General features: G+C 75.0%; 13 protein-coding genes. 5 read left to right on the forward strand and 8 right to left on the reverse strand.

Translation table 11 applies throughout. The features are described from left to right. Positions 1-5: 5 nt before the first annotated feature. Both ACZ4Z1_RS39450 and ACZ4Z1_RS39455 read right to left on the reverse strand, forming a co-directional pair. A complete protein-coding gene (locus tag ACZ4Z1_RS39450; RefSeq protein ID WP_468491518.1) occupies positions 6-1175 on the reverse strand; it encodes a beta-1,3-glucanase family protein in 1170 nt (389 codons plus the stop codon). After that, positions 1172-2137 (reverse strand): glycoside hydrolase family 16 protein, encoded by a 966-nt coding sequence (locus tag ACZ4Z1_RS39455; protein ID WP_468491519.1) that lies wholly within the window; start codon positions 2135-2137, stop codon positions 1172-1174. The genes ACZ4Z1_RS39450 and ACZ4Z1_RS39455 overlap by 4 nt, the downstream gene beginning before the upstream one ends. Positions 2138-2314: 177 nt before the next feature. Between ACZ4Z1_RS39455 and ACZ4Z1_RS39460 the strand changes: the two genes are divergently transcribed. Then, positions 2315-3358 carry a LacI family DNA-binding transcriptional regulator gene (locus ACZ4Z1_RS39460; RefSeq protein ID WP_468491520.1) on the forward strand — a complete coding sequence of 348 codons (1044 nt, stop codon included), beginning with the start codon at positions 2315-2317 and terminating at the stop codon, positions 3356-3358. Between the two features lie 79 nt (positions 3359-3437). Then, positions 3438-5063 (forward strand): PucR family transcriptional regulator, encoded by a 1626-nt coding sequence (locus ACZ4Z1_RS39465; RefSeq protein WP_468491521.1) that lies wholly within the window; start codon positions 3438-3440, stop codon positions 5061-5063. Positions 5064-5096: 33 nt separating this feature from the next. Here ACZ4Z1_RS39465 and ACZ4Z1_RS39470 read toward each other — a convergent pair whose 3' ends face one another. The 4 genes from ACZ4Z1_RS39470 to recN all read right to left on the reverse strand — a co-directional run bounded on the left by ACZ4Z1_RS39470 (position 5097) and on the right by recN (position 9914). Next, positions 5097-5750: a LysE family translocator gene (locus tag ACZ4Z1_RS39470; RefSeq protein WP_468491522.1), complete on the reverse strand. Its 654-nt coding sequence runs from the start codon at positions 5748-5750 to the stop codon at positions 5097-5099. 111 nt (positions 5751-5861) lie between these two features. Further along, complete coding sequence (locus tag ACZ4Z1_RS39475; RefSeq protein ID WP_468491523.1) at positions 5862-7004, reverse strand: glycosyltransferase family 4 protein; 1143 nt, start codon at positions 7002-7004, stop codon at positions 5862-5864. A 288-nt stretch (positions 7005-7292) separates the two neighbouring features. After that, on the reverse strand, positions 7293-8075 hold the full coding sequence (locus ACZ4Z1_RS39480; RefSeq protein WP_468491524.1) for a hypothetical protein: 783 nt from the start codon (positions 8073-8075) through the stop codon (positions 7293-7295). A gap of 111 nt (positions 8076-8186) precedes the next feature. Beyond that, a complete protein-coding gene (gene recN / locus ACZ4Z1_RS39485) occupies positions 8187-9914 on the reverse strand; it encodes a DNA repair protein RecN (RefSeq protein ID WP_468491544.1) in 1728 nt (575 codons plus the stop codon). Between the two features lie 178 nt (positions 9915-10092). Between recN and ACZ4Z1_RS39490 the strand changes: the two genes are divergently transcribed. The 3 genes from ACZ4Z1_RS39490 (at position 10093) to ACZ4Z1_RS39500 (ending at position 12714) form a co-directional block, all read left to right on the forward strand. Beyond that, positions 10093-10395, forward strand: a complete 303-nt coding sequence (locus ACZ4Z1_RS39490) for a hypothetical protein (protein WP_468491525.1) — start codon at positions 10093-10095, stop codon at positions 10393-10395. A 57-nt stretch (positions 10396-10452) separates the two neighbouring features. Next, the gene (locus tag ACZ4Z1_RS39495; protein ID WP_468491526.1) at positions 10453-12003 is read left to right on the forward strand and encodes a S41 family peptidase; all 1551 of its coding nucleotides are present in this window, start codon (positions 10453-10455) and stop codon (positions 12001-12003) included. A 216-nt stretch (positions 12004-12219) separates the two neighbouring features. Then, positions 12220-12714 carry a CPBP family glutamic-type intramembrane protease gene (locus ACZ4Z1_RS39500; RefSeq protein ID WP_468491527.1) on the forward strand — a complete coding sequence of 165 codons (495 nt, stop codon included), beginning with the start codon at positions 12220-12222 and terminating at the stop codon, positions 12712-12714. Here ACZ4Z1_RS39500 and ACZ4Z1_RS39505 read toward each other — a convergent pair. After that, the gene (locus ACZ4Z1_RS39505) at positions 12650-13630 is read right to left on the reverse strand and encodes an NAD kinase (protein WP_468491528.1); all 981 of its coding nucleotides are present in this window, start codon (positions 13628-13630) and stop codon (positions 12650-12652) included. The two genes, ACZ4Z1_RS39500 and ACZ4Z1_RS39505, sit on opposite strands and share 65 nt — an antisense overlap. Further along, positions 13627-14442: a TlyA family RNA methyltransferase gene (locus ACZ4Z1_RS39510; RefSeq protein WP_468491529.1), complete on the reverse strand. Its 816-nt coding sequence runs from the start codon at positions 14440-14442 to the stop codon at positions 13627-13629. Before ACZ4Z1_RS39510 ends, ACZ4Z1_RS39505 begins: the two co-directional genes overlap by 4 nt. Positions 14443-14449: the final 7 nt, after the last annotated feature.

The following is a 14449-nucleotide window of genomic DNA, read 5'->3' on the forward strand; positions in this document are numbered from 1 at the left end:
GCGGCTCAGAAGGCCGTCAGCGTGAGTGTCATCTCGCGGGGCGCTCCGTCCTCGATGTACGAGGCGAAATCGGCCACGTCGTCGAAGGCGAAGCCGTACGCCTTGCCGTCGGCGGCCTCGGCGTGCAGGACGCGCGCGTAGTGGTTGGCGAGCTGGCCCTTGTAGAAGGTGCCCGCGTTGGTGGTGGGCTGGGCCGCGTGGTCGGCGAGGGTGGCGCGGTTGAGGGCGGCGCCGAGGACAGCGGCGACCGGGCCGCGCAGTCCGTCGTTGGGGGCTTGCAGGGCGCCGTGGCAGAAGAGCACGTCGCGGGTGGAGGGCTTGGCGATGGAGAACTGGGCGGGGCCTCTGAAGGTGAACTGGCCGCCGCTGACCCGGCCGGTGAAGGTGCCGGCGTTGGTGGTGACCTTCAGGTCCTTGGACGTGTACGCGTTCCAGGCGCGGTCGATGTACGGCGCGAGGTAGTTCCGGTCGAACAGCCCGCTGTCCAGGCCGTGGCTGGGGGCGATGACGCGCTTGTCGCCGACGACGAGCTTGCCGAAACCCGGCGTACGGCCGATCTCGGAGAAGATGCGGGAGCGGGCACCGGCCTTGAGCGCCCCGGCCGTCTGGTCGCGGGCGCCGACGAGGCGGATGGACATCGGGACGCTGAACATGTCGACCGACGTGGTGTTGCAGTGCATGCCGGCCCCGTCGTACGTGAACTCCGCGCAGTCGTGCACGATCGGGTAGTTGGGGTCGCCGGACACCCAGCCCGCGGGGTAGGCCAGCGCGGGTTTGCCGTTGCCGTCCTTCACCGCCTTGAACTTGAGCTTGGTGCCACAGGCCACGTAGATGCGCCCGGACATCCGCGGGACGCGCAGGGTGGTGTTGCCGTTGGCGGTGAGCGGTAGGGCGTAATCGGTGAAGCCGTCCGGGCGGTTGTCGGAGAGGGCGATGGGCTTGATGTCGCCGTTCGCGGTGACCCGTACCTGCTGGCCTCCGGTGTTGCCGACGATGTAGATCCAGACGGCGTTGTCGGCGTAGCGGCCGGTCCGGTTGACGACGTGCAGCGGCAGTCCGGCGGCCGCCGTGCCGCCGGCCGTGGCGGCCCCGGCGGTACGGGCGAGCAGGCCCGCGCCGGCTCCGGCGGCGGCCGTCGCGGCGAGGCCGCCGAGCAGGGTACGACGGGAGATCATGCGGTGGCTCCTTGCTGTACGGAGACGGACACGTGGTCGACGAGGAGAAAGGCGCCGGGGCGTGTCTTGTCGGTGGGGGTGGCGCGGCCCGCGACGGCGTCCGGGAAGGCGCCGCCCATCGCGAGGTTGAGCAGGATGAAGTGGCCGTGGTGGGTCGCCCTGGCCCAGGTGCCGGCGTCCATGTCGGCCGAGCTGACGGTGTGGAAACGCTGTCCGTCGACGGACCAGTGCAGGTACTCGGTGGGGCCGGTGCGGTCCAGTTCGATGGCGTACGTGTGGAATCCGGCCTGGCAGGTGGCGCCGGGGCAGACGCGGGAATTGCCGCGGCCCTGCGTCTCGTTGCAGGGGCCGCCGGGGTTGACGCCGCAGTGCAGGACGCCCCAGACGCGATTGGCGCCGTTGACGTTCTCCATGATGTCGAACTCGCCGATGCCGGGCCAGTTCCAGTAGTTGCCGCGGAACGCGGCGCCGAGTGTCCAGAACGCCGGCCAGTAGCCGAGCGCCGCGTCGCCGGAGATGTCCGGCATCTTGACGCGTGCCTCGATCCGCAGCTTGCCCTTGGCCGGGGCGGCGAAGTCGGTGCGGCGGGTCTCGATGCGGCCGGAGGTCCAGGTGGCGCCGTTCTTGAGTGCGGTGATCTTCAGGTGGCCCGCGCCGTCGAGTTGCAGGTTCTCGGGGCGGTCGGTGTAGGTCTGGCGTTCGCCGGTGCCCCAGTTGGCGGGGCCGCCCGGGTAGCTCGTACCGGTGTCGGTGATCCAGTCGGCGGCGGACGGGCGGGAGCCCGCGGCGCCGTTGAAGTCGGTGCGCCAGACCTGCTGGTACGCGGCCGCCGGCTGGCCGGCCGAAGCGGCGGGCAGGGCGGGTGGCCAGGCGAGGACGAGGGCGAAGGCGGCGCCGAGTGAGCCGAGCAGTGCCGTGGTTCTGGCCCGGGTCCGCTTCCGTACAGGTATTTTCGTGTCCATGACATACGCTCCTCGGCGGGGTGGGGGCGGTGAGGAGTTCCGTGTGCACACGCGGCCTGAGAGGATTGAGAGCGCTCTCATGCCGTGTAGGGGCACACAGTGCCGACTTCCTGCCGGGCCGTCAAGGCTTGGCGTGGACCAACGGGTTGGCCCGTTTTCGACACCGGGAGTTGAATGGTGGGTACATCGAAGGGCGGGCGTCCGACGCTGGAGGCGGTCGCCGCACGGGCCGGCGTCTCACGCGCCACGGTCTCCCGCGTGGTCAACGGCGGCGCCGGGGTCCGCGGCGAGGTACGGGAACGGGTCCGGCGCGCCGTCACCGACCTGGGCTACGTACCGAACAGCGCGGCCCGCTCCCTGGTGACCCGCCGCACCGGCGCGGTCGCCGTGGTGATCGCCGAACCGGAGGCCCGGGTCTTCGCCGACCCGTTCTTCGGCCGCCAACTGCGCGGTATCAGCCGCGAGTTGTCGGCCGCCGACATCCAGCTGCTGCTCCTCCTCCAGGAGACCCGCGCCGACTGCGACCGCGTCGGCCGCTACCTGTCCGCCGGACACGCCGACGGCGTACTGATGTTCTCGCTGCACCGGGACGACCCACTGCCCGCGATGGCCGAGGCGTCCGGCCTGCCCACCGTCTACGGCGGCCGTCCCGGCTGGGCGGCCGACGGCCACGCGCCGCGCCCGCTGTACGTCGACACCGACAACCGCGACGGCGCCCGGCAGGCCGTACGCCACCTCCGGGACCGCGGACGCCGCCGGATCGCCGTGATCACCGGGCCGCTCGACCAGACCTCCGCCCAGGACCGCCTGGACGGCTACCGCGACGCGCTGGCCCCCGCCGCACCCGACCCGCGGCTGATCGCCGACGGCGGCTTCACCGCCCAGGGCGGCGAACGCGCGATGGCCCAACTGCTGGCCGCCGCACCGGATCTGGACGGTGTCTTCGTCTGCTCCGACCTGATGGCCTCCGGCGCGCTGCGCACCCTGCGGGCCCACGGCCGCCGGGTGCCGGAGGACGTGGGCGTGGTGGGCTACGACGACCTGGACCCCGCGGCGTGGACGGACCCGCCGCTGACCACGGTGCGGCAGGACGTGGAGGAGATGGGCCGTTTGATGGCGCGGTTGTTGCTGCGGCGGCTGGGGGCGGAAGCGGAGGCTCTCGGGGACGAGCTGTCCCCGGTGGTCACGGCGGCGAGGCTGGTGATCAGGGAGTCGGGGTGAGCGGGCCTGCTCCGGACGGGGAGGAGGAGCGAGCGTCCCGGTACGTCCGGATAGCGGACTACCGGTAGCGTTCCCCGCCATGGGGCCGGAAGCGAAGATCGAAGCGGAGATCACGGTACGCAGGGCACTGGAGCTGCCCGCTCTGCGGCGCGGGCTGCCCGAGGTGCTGGCCGGCGAGGACCGTCTCGACCGCGCCGTACGCTGGGTGCACGCGGGCGAGGTGCCGCACATCGCGTCGCTCCTGAAGGGCGGCGAACTGCTGCTGACCACCGGCCTCGGCCTGGGCGCCCGCCCCTCCGAACAGCGCGCCTTCGTCCGCGAACTGGCCGACCGCGAGATCGCCGCGCTCGTCGTGGAGCTGGGTTCCCGCTTCGAGGCGCTGCCGTCCGCCGTCGTCGACAGCGCGCGGGCCTGCGGCCTGCCGCTGGTGCAGCTGCACCGCGAGGTCCCGTACGTCACCGTCACCGAAGAGATCCACACCGAGCTGGTCAACAGCCACTACCTGCTGCTGCGGCAGGCCGACGAACTCCTGCGCAGCTGTACGGACGTCCTGCTGCGCGGCGGCGGCGCCCCCGAGGTACTGCGGCGGCTGGCCGCCTTCACGGGCAACCCGCTCTGCCTGGAGACTCCCGACGGCAGCCCCCTGTACGCCGCGGGCCCGGACGACGGCGGGGCCGCGGACGCCGACCCCCTCCAGGCGTGGGAGGGGCTGCGGGAGACCGGCCTGCGGGTGGACGTGCCCGGCGGCGGGCCCGGCCCCGACGCCGTACGCGCCCGCCTGGTCCTGCTGCCCGTCAACGCGCCCGTCGCGCCGGTGCACCGGATCGCCGCCGAGCGCGCCGCCGATCTGCTCGCCGTCGTGCTGCTCCAGTCCCGGCAGGAGGAGGTGCTGGCCGCGCGCGGGCGCGGCGACTTCCTCGCCGATCTGGCGGAGGGCCGGATCACCGCGGGCGAGGCCCCGGCACAGGCCCGCCTGCTGGGGTTCCGGCCGGGCGGCGAACCGATCCTTCCCGTGGTCATGCGGCTGCCCTCCCACCTGCCCGCGCCCGGCAGCTGGGCGGTACTGGCCCGCGCCCTGCGCGAGGAACTGGCCGCCCTGGGCGCACCCGTCCTGCTCGGCGTACGGCCCGTCGAAGGCCGCGTGCCGCTGCTCGTCGCGCTGCGCGCGGGCCAGGACCGTACGCACGTCGCCGACCGGGTCGCCGAAGCGCTCCGCGCGGGAGTCGTACGGGCCGGGGCGGACTCCCCGGCGGCCCGGCGCCCGGTGGTCGTGGTCGGCGCGGCGGGCGACTGGCCGGCTGCCGGCCCCGGGCTGCGGCACGCGACGGAGGCGGCCGCCGCCGCGCAGGGCCTGCCGGAACAGCCCTGGCACGACGCGCGCCGGCTGGACATCGAGCTGCTGCTGTGGCGGATGCGCGAACACGGCGAACAGGGCGTCCTGACGGACTTCGTGGACCGTGCCATCGGTCCACTGCTCGTCCACGACCGGTCCGCCCGCCAGCCGCTGCTGCCGACCCTGGAGGCCTACCTGGCCAGCGCGGGCCGCAAGGCGGAGACGGCCCGCGACCTGAACGTCAACCGGCAGACGCTGTACGACCGGCTGGCCCGTATCGCCCAGTTGCTGAGCACCGACCTGGACGACCCCCAGACGGTCCTCGGCCTGCGGCTGGCCCTGCGGGCCAGGAGGCACACGGACCGGGGGTGAAGGGCGGCCGGGCCCGCAGGAGCCCGGAGCCCGTCATGCCCGCAGCGTCTCCGCCGCCATGCCGACGCCGAGCGCCAGCAGCAGGCCGCCCGTGCCGCGCTCCAGATTGTGGTGCACCCGGGGCCGCCGCAGCCACTTCAGCAGCCGCCCGGCACACACGGCCACCAGCAGCAGCCAGCTTCCCGCGATCACCGCGTCGATGACGCCGAAGAGCAGGGTCACGCCGAGCACCGAATGCCCCTCCGGCAGGAACTGCGGGACGACCGCGACGAAGAAGATCCCGACCTTGGGGTTGAGCAGACAGCCGCAGAGCCCCTGCCGGAACGCCCTCAACGGGCGGACCGCCGGGGCCGTTCCCGCCGGGTCGGCGCCCTCCATCGCATCCGGGGTGCTCGTCCCGGCCCGCCGGTACGTCCACAGGGCCTGCGCGCCCAGCACCACCAGATAGGCCGCGCCCAGCAGCCGTACGGTCATGAAGGCGGCGTCCCAGCGCTGGAGGGCCGCCGCCAGCCCGGCCGCGGCGGCACCGGCCCAGACCAACGACCCCACCGCGGAGCCGAGAGCGCTGGCCGCCCCGCTGCGTCTGCCGCCGCGCAGGCAGTTGCGCAGCACCAGCAGGGTGTCCAGCCCCGGGGCCATCGACACCAGCAGGGCGAAGAGCGCAAAGCCGAGAAGCGCAGCCGTCACAGCGGCCTCCTGTCGTACGTCCGTGATGATCGTGAGCGGTGCCGGGCGACTCTACCCACGGGTCATCGGCGGGGGCGCGCCCTTTTTCCCCGCGCGCCCAGCCACCGGATTTCAGCGCTCCCGCCGTTGCATCAGCTCGTCGTACACGCTCAGCACCTGCGCGACCGTGGCGTCCTCGGTCGGCCAGCCCGCGGCCTGCGCACGGCCGGCGGCGGCCAACGCGTCCCGGCGGGCGGGGTCGGCCAGCAGGTCCAGGACGGTACGGGCGAGGGCCGCCGCGTCACCGTACGGGACGAGTTCGGCGGCGCGGCCGACCAGTTCGCGGGTGCCGCCGACGTCGGTGGCCACCAGCGGGACACCGGCCCGCAGCGCCTCCTGGGCGATCAGCGAGCGAGCCTCCCAGCGGCTGGGCAGCACCAGGAGGTCGGCGGCGGCGAGGAGTTCGGGCACGTCGTCGCGGCGGCCGAGCAGGCGTACCGGCAGCTGCTCGGCGTCGATGCGCCGTTGCAGCGCCTCGCGCTGCCCGCCCTCCCCCGCCACCGCGACCATCGGCTGCGGGTCCAGGGCGCACCAGGCGTGCGCCGCGTCCAGCAGGAGGCCGTGCCCCTGGTGCGTCTCCAGGCGGCCGACGACGAGGACCAGGGGGCGGTCCACCGCGCCCAGTTCGGCGCGCTGCTTGTGGGCGGGGCGGTCCTCCGCCGTGAGCGGTCGGCCGCCCGCCCGGGGGGCCGGGATCGCGACGGGGGCCAGGCGCGCGTCGCGGGCGCCGCGCTCGCGTGCCCGGTCCACCAGGTCCGAGCACGCGCCCAGGACGACCGCGGCGGCCCGTGCCACCCGCCGCTCCAGCAGGTGGACCAGGCGGGCCCGCGCCCCGTCCGTATGTGCCTTGGTGTGCCAGGTGACCACGAGGGGGACCCGGCGGCCCCGCGGGCCCTGGAGGGCCAACGCGGCGCGCAGGCCCGCCCGCAGGCCGTGCGCGTGCACGAGGTCGGCGTCCCCGCAGGCGGCCCGCAGCGATGTCACGCTCGCCGGGTCGGTGCGCGGCGGCACCGGTACGAATTGCGCGCCCGCGTCGGTGTAGTCGTACGTGTCCTCGGCGGCGGGCGGCGCGCACACCGTCACCCGGATGCCGCGCGCCACCAGCCCGGCGGCCAGCGAACGGACATGGGCGGCGCTGCCCGCGCTGCCACGACCCAGCACCTGGACCGTGCGCAGCGGCGACTGTCCGTGCGGCGGGGCCGGGGTGCTGGTCACGTGGGCGGTGCTCCTGGGGTCGGGCGGGCGGACCGGGCGGCGCGGCGCGGGTCCGGTCCGTCCGGGGCGGGCGCCGGTACAGTGGCGCGGTCGCGCAGCTGTACGCGCTGCGCCCCCAGGATGCCAGCCCCGACTGTGGATCAGGGACCGCCGACGAGCCGTTCCAAGGGCACACATCGCCCATACACCCACCTGACCACCCATATGGGCGACAAACCGCCCACTCTGCTGGCCCAGCAGCAGTGACCTGGTGCGGAGTCCGCCCGTTACGTGCCGACGGCCGAGCCGTTACGTACCGACGCCCGCGGCCGCCCGGCCGGCCCGGTCACCGGCCGCCGCGGCCGCGACCAGGGCGACGGCGTGCACGGCCAGCCCCGCGCGGCCGTACGCGGCGGCGGCGGCGAGGCCGAGCCCGGCGCCCAAGGCGTGCGCCCCGGCGTCACCGATCATGGTGCGCTCCCCCAGGTCGTCCACGAGGACCGCCGCCGCGGCGCCCGCCGGCGCGGCGGCCAGGGCCCCGGCCGGGCCGCTCCGCAGCAGCCCCGGAGCCGCCGCGGCGAGCGTGGCCACCGCCGCCCGGCCCGGCCGTACGTCCACCAGGTTCACGGCGTGCGCGGCACCCGCGATCACCACCCCGGCGAGCACCTTGTCCAGCGGCCGGTCCTTGAGCAGCGCGCCGGCGGCCAGCCCTGCCGCACCGATCCCGAACAGTTTCACCGCACCGCTGGTCAACTCCCCACCAAGCAGGGCCGACAGATGCGCGCGAAAGCCGCGCCGGGGGTCCCCCGCTCCGGCGAGGTCGTCATACGCGCCGCAGCCGCCTGCCGCCAGGACGGCCAGCGCCGCCGCCGTCCGCGTCCGGGCGGGCAGCCCCGGCGCGGTCACGGCGGCGAGCGCGGTGCCCGCCGCGGTGGCGGGCCCGCTGTACAGGTCGACCGTACGGCCGGCGTGGTTCGTCCGCTCCCAGCGCCCGCGCCCGCCGGGCGGCCGGCGCCGGAACTGCCCGTACACGGCCCGGGTGACGCCTGCCGCGGCGGCGAACGGCAAGCCCTTGCGCAACGTTTCGATCATGGTCGGCAGCCTAAAGAGCCCGTTCGGGCCTGCGCTCCTGGGTCCCGTCTCCCGGCTCCGGCCTCGGCCCTCGGCCTCGGGGCCTTCGGCCTCGGCGGCCTTCGCCCCGCCTCAGCGCCCCGCGCGGGCGGTCTCCAGAAGTTCCTCCGCGTGGGCCCGCGCCGTCTCGGAGTCCTCCTGGCCGGCGAGCATCCGGGAGAGTTCGCGTACCCGCTCCTCGCCCTCCAGGACCGTGACACCGCTGCGGGTCACCGAGCCGTCGTGGGTCTTCTCCACCAGCAGCTGCCGGTCGGCGAAGGCCGCGACCTGCGGGAGGTGGGTGACGACCACGACCTGGGCGGACCGGGCCAGGCGTGCCAGCCGGCGGCCGACCTCGACGGCGGCCTTGCCGCCGACGCCCGCGTCCACCTCGTCGAACAAATACGTCGGTACGGGGTCGGAACCGGCGAAGACCACCTCGACCGCGAGCATCACCCGGGAGAGCTCACCACCCGACGCCCCCTTGGCGATGGGGCGGGGCGGCGTGCCCGGATGCGGGGCGAGCAGCAGCTCCACCTCATCGGCACCGGTGGGGCCGTAGGCCACCGTACGGCCGCCGACCTCGACGCCGTCGTTCTCGTCGGCGGTCTCGGTCTGGCTGATTCGGACGCTCACCCTGGCGTGCGGCATGGCCAGCTCGGCCAGCTCGGCCGTCACCGCGTCGGCGAATCGCTTCGCCGACGCCTCGCGGGCGTCGGTCAACGCCTGCGCCAGCTCGCCCAGTTCCGCGCGCAGCGCGTCGCGCTCCGCCGTCAGTTCGCCGATCCGGTCGTCGTCGCCCTCCAGTTCGGCGAGACGGGCCGCGCTCTCCTCGGCCCAGGCCAGCACGGCGCCGATGTCCTCCCCGTACTTGCGCGTCAGGTGGGTGAGCGTGGCCCGGCGCTCCTCGACGGCGGCCAGCCGCAGCGGGTCGGCGTCCAGCCCGTCCGCGTAGCTGGCCAGTTCGCCCGCCACGTCGGCCATCAGGATGCCGATCTCGCCCAGCCGCTCGGTGAGCGCGGACAGCGCGGGGTCGTGGCTGCGTACGGCGTCCAGCGCCCGGTGCGCGCCCGCGACCAGGGTGGTGGCGTCGACGGCCTCCAGGTCCTCGGGGTTGCCGGCCAGCGCGGCGTGCGCGGCCGCGGCGGCGGAGGCCAGCGCCTCGGCGTGGCCGAGCCGTTCAGCCTCGGCGGCCAGCTCGGTGTCCTCGTCCGGCTGCGGTTCGGCCGCGGCGATTTCCTCCAGGCCGAAGCGCAGCAGGTCGGCCTCCTGGGCCCGCTCGCGGGCGCGGGTGGTCAGCTCGTCCAGCTCGGCGGCGACGGCGCGCAGCCGCCGGTAGGCGGCGGTGTACTTGGCGAGCGGTACGGACACCGCGTCGCCCGCGTAGCGGTCCAGTGCCTGCCGCTGCCGGGCCGGGCGCAGCAGGCCCTGCTGGTCGGTCTGGCCGTGCACGGCGACCAGGTCGTCCGCCAACTCCCCCAGCAGCCCGACCGGGACGGAACGACCGCCGACGTGGGCGCGCGAGCGGCCCTCGGCCGAGACCGTGCGGCTGATCAGCAGTGTCCCGTCATCCAGCTCGGCGCCCGCCTCCTCGGCGCGCAACGCGGCCGGAGCCGCCGGGCCCACCGCTATGCGGCCCTCCACGACCGCCGACTTGGCGCCGATCCGCACCAGGGCGGGGTCGGCGCGCCCGCCGAGCAGCAGCCCGAGGCTGGTGACGACCATGGTCTTGCCCGCGCCCGTCTCGCCGGTCACCGCCGTGAAACCCGGCGACAGCTCGACGACGGCATCGTCAATGACGCCCAGGGACCTGATCCGCATCTCCTCCAACACGGATACGACCTTACGAGGTCCCGGGCCCGCCCCGCGACGGCCTCCCCTCGCCTTGCCGCTCCGTCCTGCGGAAAACCCCACCCCGGGAACGGATGTTTTCCTCATGGCGATACCCCCGTCCCGCCCGCCACGCTGAAGAAAGAACACGATCGGAAGGGTGTGCCACATGTCCGGCGGAGCGACGGTGGAAAGCGGGGCGGGGCCGGAGGGTGTCGCGTACGGCGGGTCCTCGGGCGGCGGGCGGGGGTGCGTCAGGTCCGTCCATGAGGAGCCTGCGTACGGCGGCCCCGCGGGCGACGGCCCCGCGGGCGACGGCGGGGCCGCCGCGGGCCGGGCGCCCAAAGGGCCCGCGACGAGCGGGCCGGCGCGGGCGGCGCCGCACGGCCACCTGGCCTCCTTGGCCGGTACGGCCGTCATGGCGGGCGCGACCCTGCGCCGCCGTGCCGGGGAGACGCTCGCAGCGGCGTGACAGCGACCGATACCGACCCGAACCACAACGCAACGCCTCACGTCGGGGGACACAACCATGGCAGAACAGCCGGCCACGCAGCCGAACACACAGCCGGCCAAGACGTCGGCCGGCCTCCGCCCCACCCGGCGGGCCGCCCTCCTGCTGGCCGTCACCGCCCTGGCCACCGCCTGTACGCCGTCCGCCGGTGCTCAGGCGTCCCGTACGCCGTCCGCGGGCGCCGCGACGCGGCCTGCGGCGGGTCACGCGGCCTCCCTGGAGGGCGTGTGGCGGATGGACGGGTACGGCGCCCTCGTCACGATCGACGGGCGGCGGCTGCGCACGTACGAGACCACGGCCGTGAGCTGCCTCCCAGGTTCCGTCGACGGCGTCCGTACGGGCCCGCCGGGTGCCGGGGGCCGGGTGGAGTTCGCCGTGCCGGACGCGGCGCGCGTCACGGTCGCGCCGCAGGGCGCCGGTGCGGCCCGCCTGAGCATCCAGGACAACGTCGGGTACCGCACCCTCCACCGGATCACCGGGCTGCCCGCCCGCTGCCACCAGCGCCCGGCGAAGGACCCCCGTACGGTCTTCGACGTCTTCTGGCACACCTACGCCGAGAACTACCCGTTCTTCGCCGCCAAGGGGATCGACTGGGCCGCCGTCCGCGCCCGGTACCGCCCGCGCATCACCGCCCGGACCACCGACGACGAGCTCTTCGCCGTGCTGCGCGCGATGATCGAGCCGCTGCACGACGGGCACACCAACCTGGCCGCGGGCCCCGGCCGGGTGTACGCGGGATCGCGCCCCGGGACGACCGCCCCCACCCCCGCGTTCCTCCAGCAGGTGGACGCGGCGATCGCGGCCGGCCTCGGCGAGGACGCCACCCCGCGCCGGTGGGCCGGCGGCGCCCTCTCCTACACCGACCTCCCCGCCAACACCGACCACCCTGGTCACCCCGGTCACCCCGGCCGTCTCGGCTACCTCCGCATCACGTCCTTCCACGGCTACACCGACCGCGAGGACTACGACAGCGACGTCGCGGAGCTGAACCGCGCGCTGGACGCGGTGTTCACCAAGGCCCGCACGTCCGGGCCGAAGGCCCTGCGCGGCCTCATCATCGACCTGCGGCTGAACGGCGGCGGCTCGGACCGGCTCGGACTGCGCGTCGCCTCCCGGCTGACCGACCGCCCGTACCTCGCGTACCGCAAACACGCGCGCAATGACCCGGACGACCCGCGCAAGTTCACCCCCGACCAGTCCATACGGGTGCGCCCGCACGACGGCCCGCGCTACACGGGCCCGCTGGCGCTGCTGACCGGGCGGCTGACGATCAGCGCGGGCGAGACCTTCACGCAGGCCCTGCTCGGCCGTACGCCCGCACCGGTCCGCATCGGCGAGGCCACCCAGGGCGTCTTCTCCGACACCCTGGAGCGCACCCTGCCGAACGGCTGGAAGTTCGCCCTCCCCAACGAGGAGTTCCGCACCGCGGACGGCCGCACCTTCGACGGAACAGGCGTCCCCCCGGCCGTCCGCACCCCGGTCTTCGCCCCCGAGGACCTGGCGTCCCGCCGTGACCCGGCCCTGACCCGCGCCCGCGCCCTCCTGGCCGCCGGCCGTCCGACGCCATGACTCCGACCGCGACGGACGGCAGGCCGCCCTTCACGTTCGTCGCGTTACCGGCGGCCCTCTCCGTCCCGTTCTGGGTGGCCGGTGCGATCTTCGACCTGTCCGGGGCACTGCCCATGGGAATGCCGCTGAGCGCGTTCCAGTGCGTCCTGCCGGCGGCGGTGGCCGCGTTCCTCCTCTTCCGCGAGGAGGGCGGGCGCAGGGTACGTCCTGTACTTCGTGGCCGCCGCCGAGGAGGCGGGGTGGACGGGACATCTGCTGCAGCCCGTGCGGGAGCGCTGGGGGACGTTCGGCGCGGGGCTGGTCATCGGCCTGGTGCGGGCGGCCTGGCACGTGGTCCCGTACGTCCAGGCCGGCCGTTCCGCCCTGTGGACAGCCGGCCAGGTCCTCGGCTCGGTCGCGGCGCGGGTTGTCATGGTCCGGCTGTACGACGGTTCCGGCGGGTTCGTGCTGACAGCCGTCGTGGCGCACACCACGGTCAACCTCGCCGAGTCGGGTGTTCCCGGGCTACCCGGAGCACGCCACGCCCGCCCTGGTCCTCGGCGCCGTCGCGTCGCTCACGGCCGTGGTCGTGGCCCTCCGCCGCGGGCCGAAGCCACCCACCCGCTCCGGCCCGCGGAGAGCCGACGACCGTTCCGCCCGGCTGCCGTTACTGCGGCGCCCCCCGCCACCCCGCCACCGGCAGGGCGAACTTGGCCACCAGGCGGTCGGTGAAGGAGGCGTGGTGGAGGCGGGCGAGGCGTACCGGTGTTGCGCCGCGGCGGACTTCCACCCGGGCGCCCGCGGGCAGTTCGACGCTGCGGCGGCCGTCGCACCACAGCACGCCGTGCGGCGTCTTGGGCTGCACCTCGACGGCCAGCACCGAGTCCGGCGAGGTGACCAGCGGCTTGGCGAACAGCGCGTGGGCGCTGATCGGCACCATCAGCAGGGCCTCGACCTCGGGCCAGACCACCGGGCCGCCCGCCGAGAAGGCGTAGGCGGTGGAGCCGGTGGGTGTGGCGCACACGACGCCGTCGCCGCCGAAGCGCGAGACGGGCCGCCCGTCGACCTCGGTGACGACCTCCAGCATCCGCTCCCGGGCCGCCTTCTCCACCGACGCCTCGTTCAGGGCCCAGTCGGTGTGCGCGATGCTGCCGTTGTTGCGGACCAGGACATCGATGGTCATCCGCTCCTCGACCTCGTAGGAGCGGGTCACGACCCGGTCGACGACCTTGTCCAGGTCGTCGCGTTCGGCCTCCGCCAGGAAGCCGACCCGGCCGAGGTTGACGCCGAGCATCGGCACCCCGGAGGTACGGGCGAAGTCCGCGCCGCGCAGCAGCGTCCCGTCCCCGCCGAGGACCACCAGCAGTTCGCAGCCCTCGGCCGCGCACTGCTCGGACTCGACGCGCACCACGGACGCGGGCAGCGGCAGGTCCGCGGCCTCCTCGGCCAGGACCCGTACGCCGATGCCGCTGCGCAGCAGCCCCTGGACGACGAGTTCGGCGCTGCGGACGGCCGCGGGACGGCCGGTGTGGGCGAGCAGGAAGACCGTACGCTGCCCGGACGGCTCCGGGCCGCCCTGCGGCGGTGCGGTACGGGTGGTGCGCGAGCCGGCTGTCTCAGCCGCTCCGGATGTTTCAGAACTGGTCAACGGGGCCCCTCCGCCACTGCTCGGTCGACGTCCGCCGGGTCGAGTGCGTCCGCCCCGGCGCGCAGCCACAGAAAGTACTCGACATTGCCGGAGGGGCCGGGCAACGGGCTCGCGGTCACACCGGCCACGCCCAGTCCCAGCGCGGCGGCCCGCTCGGCGACACCGCGCACCGCCTCGGCCCGCAGTTCGGCGCTGCGCACCACCCCGCCGCTGCCCAGGCGCTCCTTGCCGACCTCGAACTGCGGCTTGACCATCAGCACCAGGTCGGCGTCGGGCGCCGCGCAGCGGACGAGGGCGGGCAGCACCAGGCCCAGCGGGATGAAGGACAAGTCGCCCACGACGAGGTCGACGGGCTCGCCGTCGAGCTGTTCCGGCGTCAGTTCGCGCACGTTGGTGCGGTCCTTGACGGTGACCCGGTCGTCGCCCTGCAGCGACCAGGCGAGCTGCCCGTATCCGACGTCGGCGGCGACGACGTGCCCGGCTCCGGCCCGCAGCAGGACGTCCGTGAAGCCGCCGGTGGAGGCGCCCGCGTCCAGGGCGCGGCGGCCGGCCACCTTCAGGCCGCGGGGTTCGAACGCGGCGAGGGCCCCGGCCAGCTTGTGGCCGCCGCGCGAGACGTAGTCCGGGTCGCTGTCGTCCTCGCGTACGACCAGGGCCGCGCTGGTCTCCACCTGGGTGGCGGACTTGGTCGCCGTCGTCCCGCCGACGGTCACCCGCCCCGCGGCGATCAGCTGGCTCGCGTGTTCGCGCGAGCGGGCCAGCTTGCGGCGCACCAGCTCCGCGTCGAGTCGGCGTCGTGCCACTCCTGCCACCTGTGGT

Source organism: Streptomyces sp. NPDC030165 (assembly GCF_055573595.1).

Coding starts and splice junctions, on each gene's coding strand:
- ACZ4Z1_RS39465 (WP_468491521.1), top strand. CDS start 3,438: ATGGGGCCGGAAGCGAAGATCGAAGCGGAGATCACGGTACGCAGGGCA.
- ACZ4Z1_RS39450 (WP_468491518.1), bottom strand. CDS start 1,175: ATGATCTCCCGTCGTACCCTGCTCGGCGGCCTCGCCGCGACGGCCGCC.
- ACZ4Z1_RS39480 (WP_468491524.1), bottom strand. CDS start 8,075: ATGATCGAAACGTTGCGCAAGGGCTTGCCGTTCGCCGCCGCGGCAGGC.
- recN (WP_468491544.1), bottom strand. CDS start 9,914: ATGCGGATCAGGTCCCTGGGCGTCATTGACGATGCCGTCGTCGAGCTG.
- ACZ4Z1_RS39495 (WP_468491526.1), top strand. CDS start 10,453: ATGGCAGAACAGCCGGCCACGCAGCCGAACACACAGCCGGCCAAGACG.
- ACZ4Z1_RS39455 (WP_468491519.1), bottom strand. CDS start 2,137: ATGGACACGAAAATACCTGTACGGAAGCGGACCCGGGCCAGAACCACG.
- ACZ4Z1_RS39490 (WP_468491525.1), top strand. CDS start 10,093: ATGTCCGGCGGAGCGACGGTGGAAAGCGGGGCGGGGCCGGAGGGTGTC.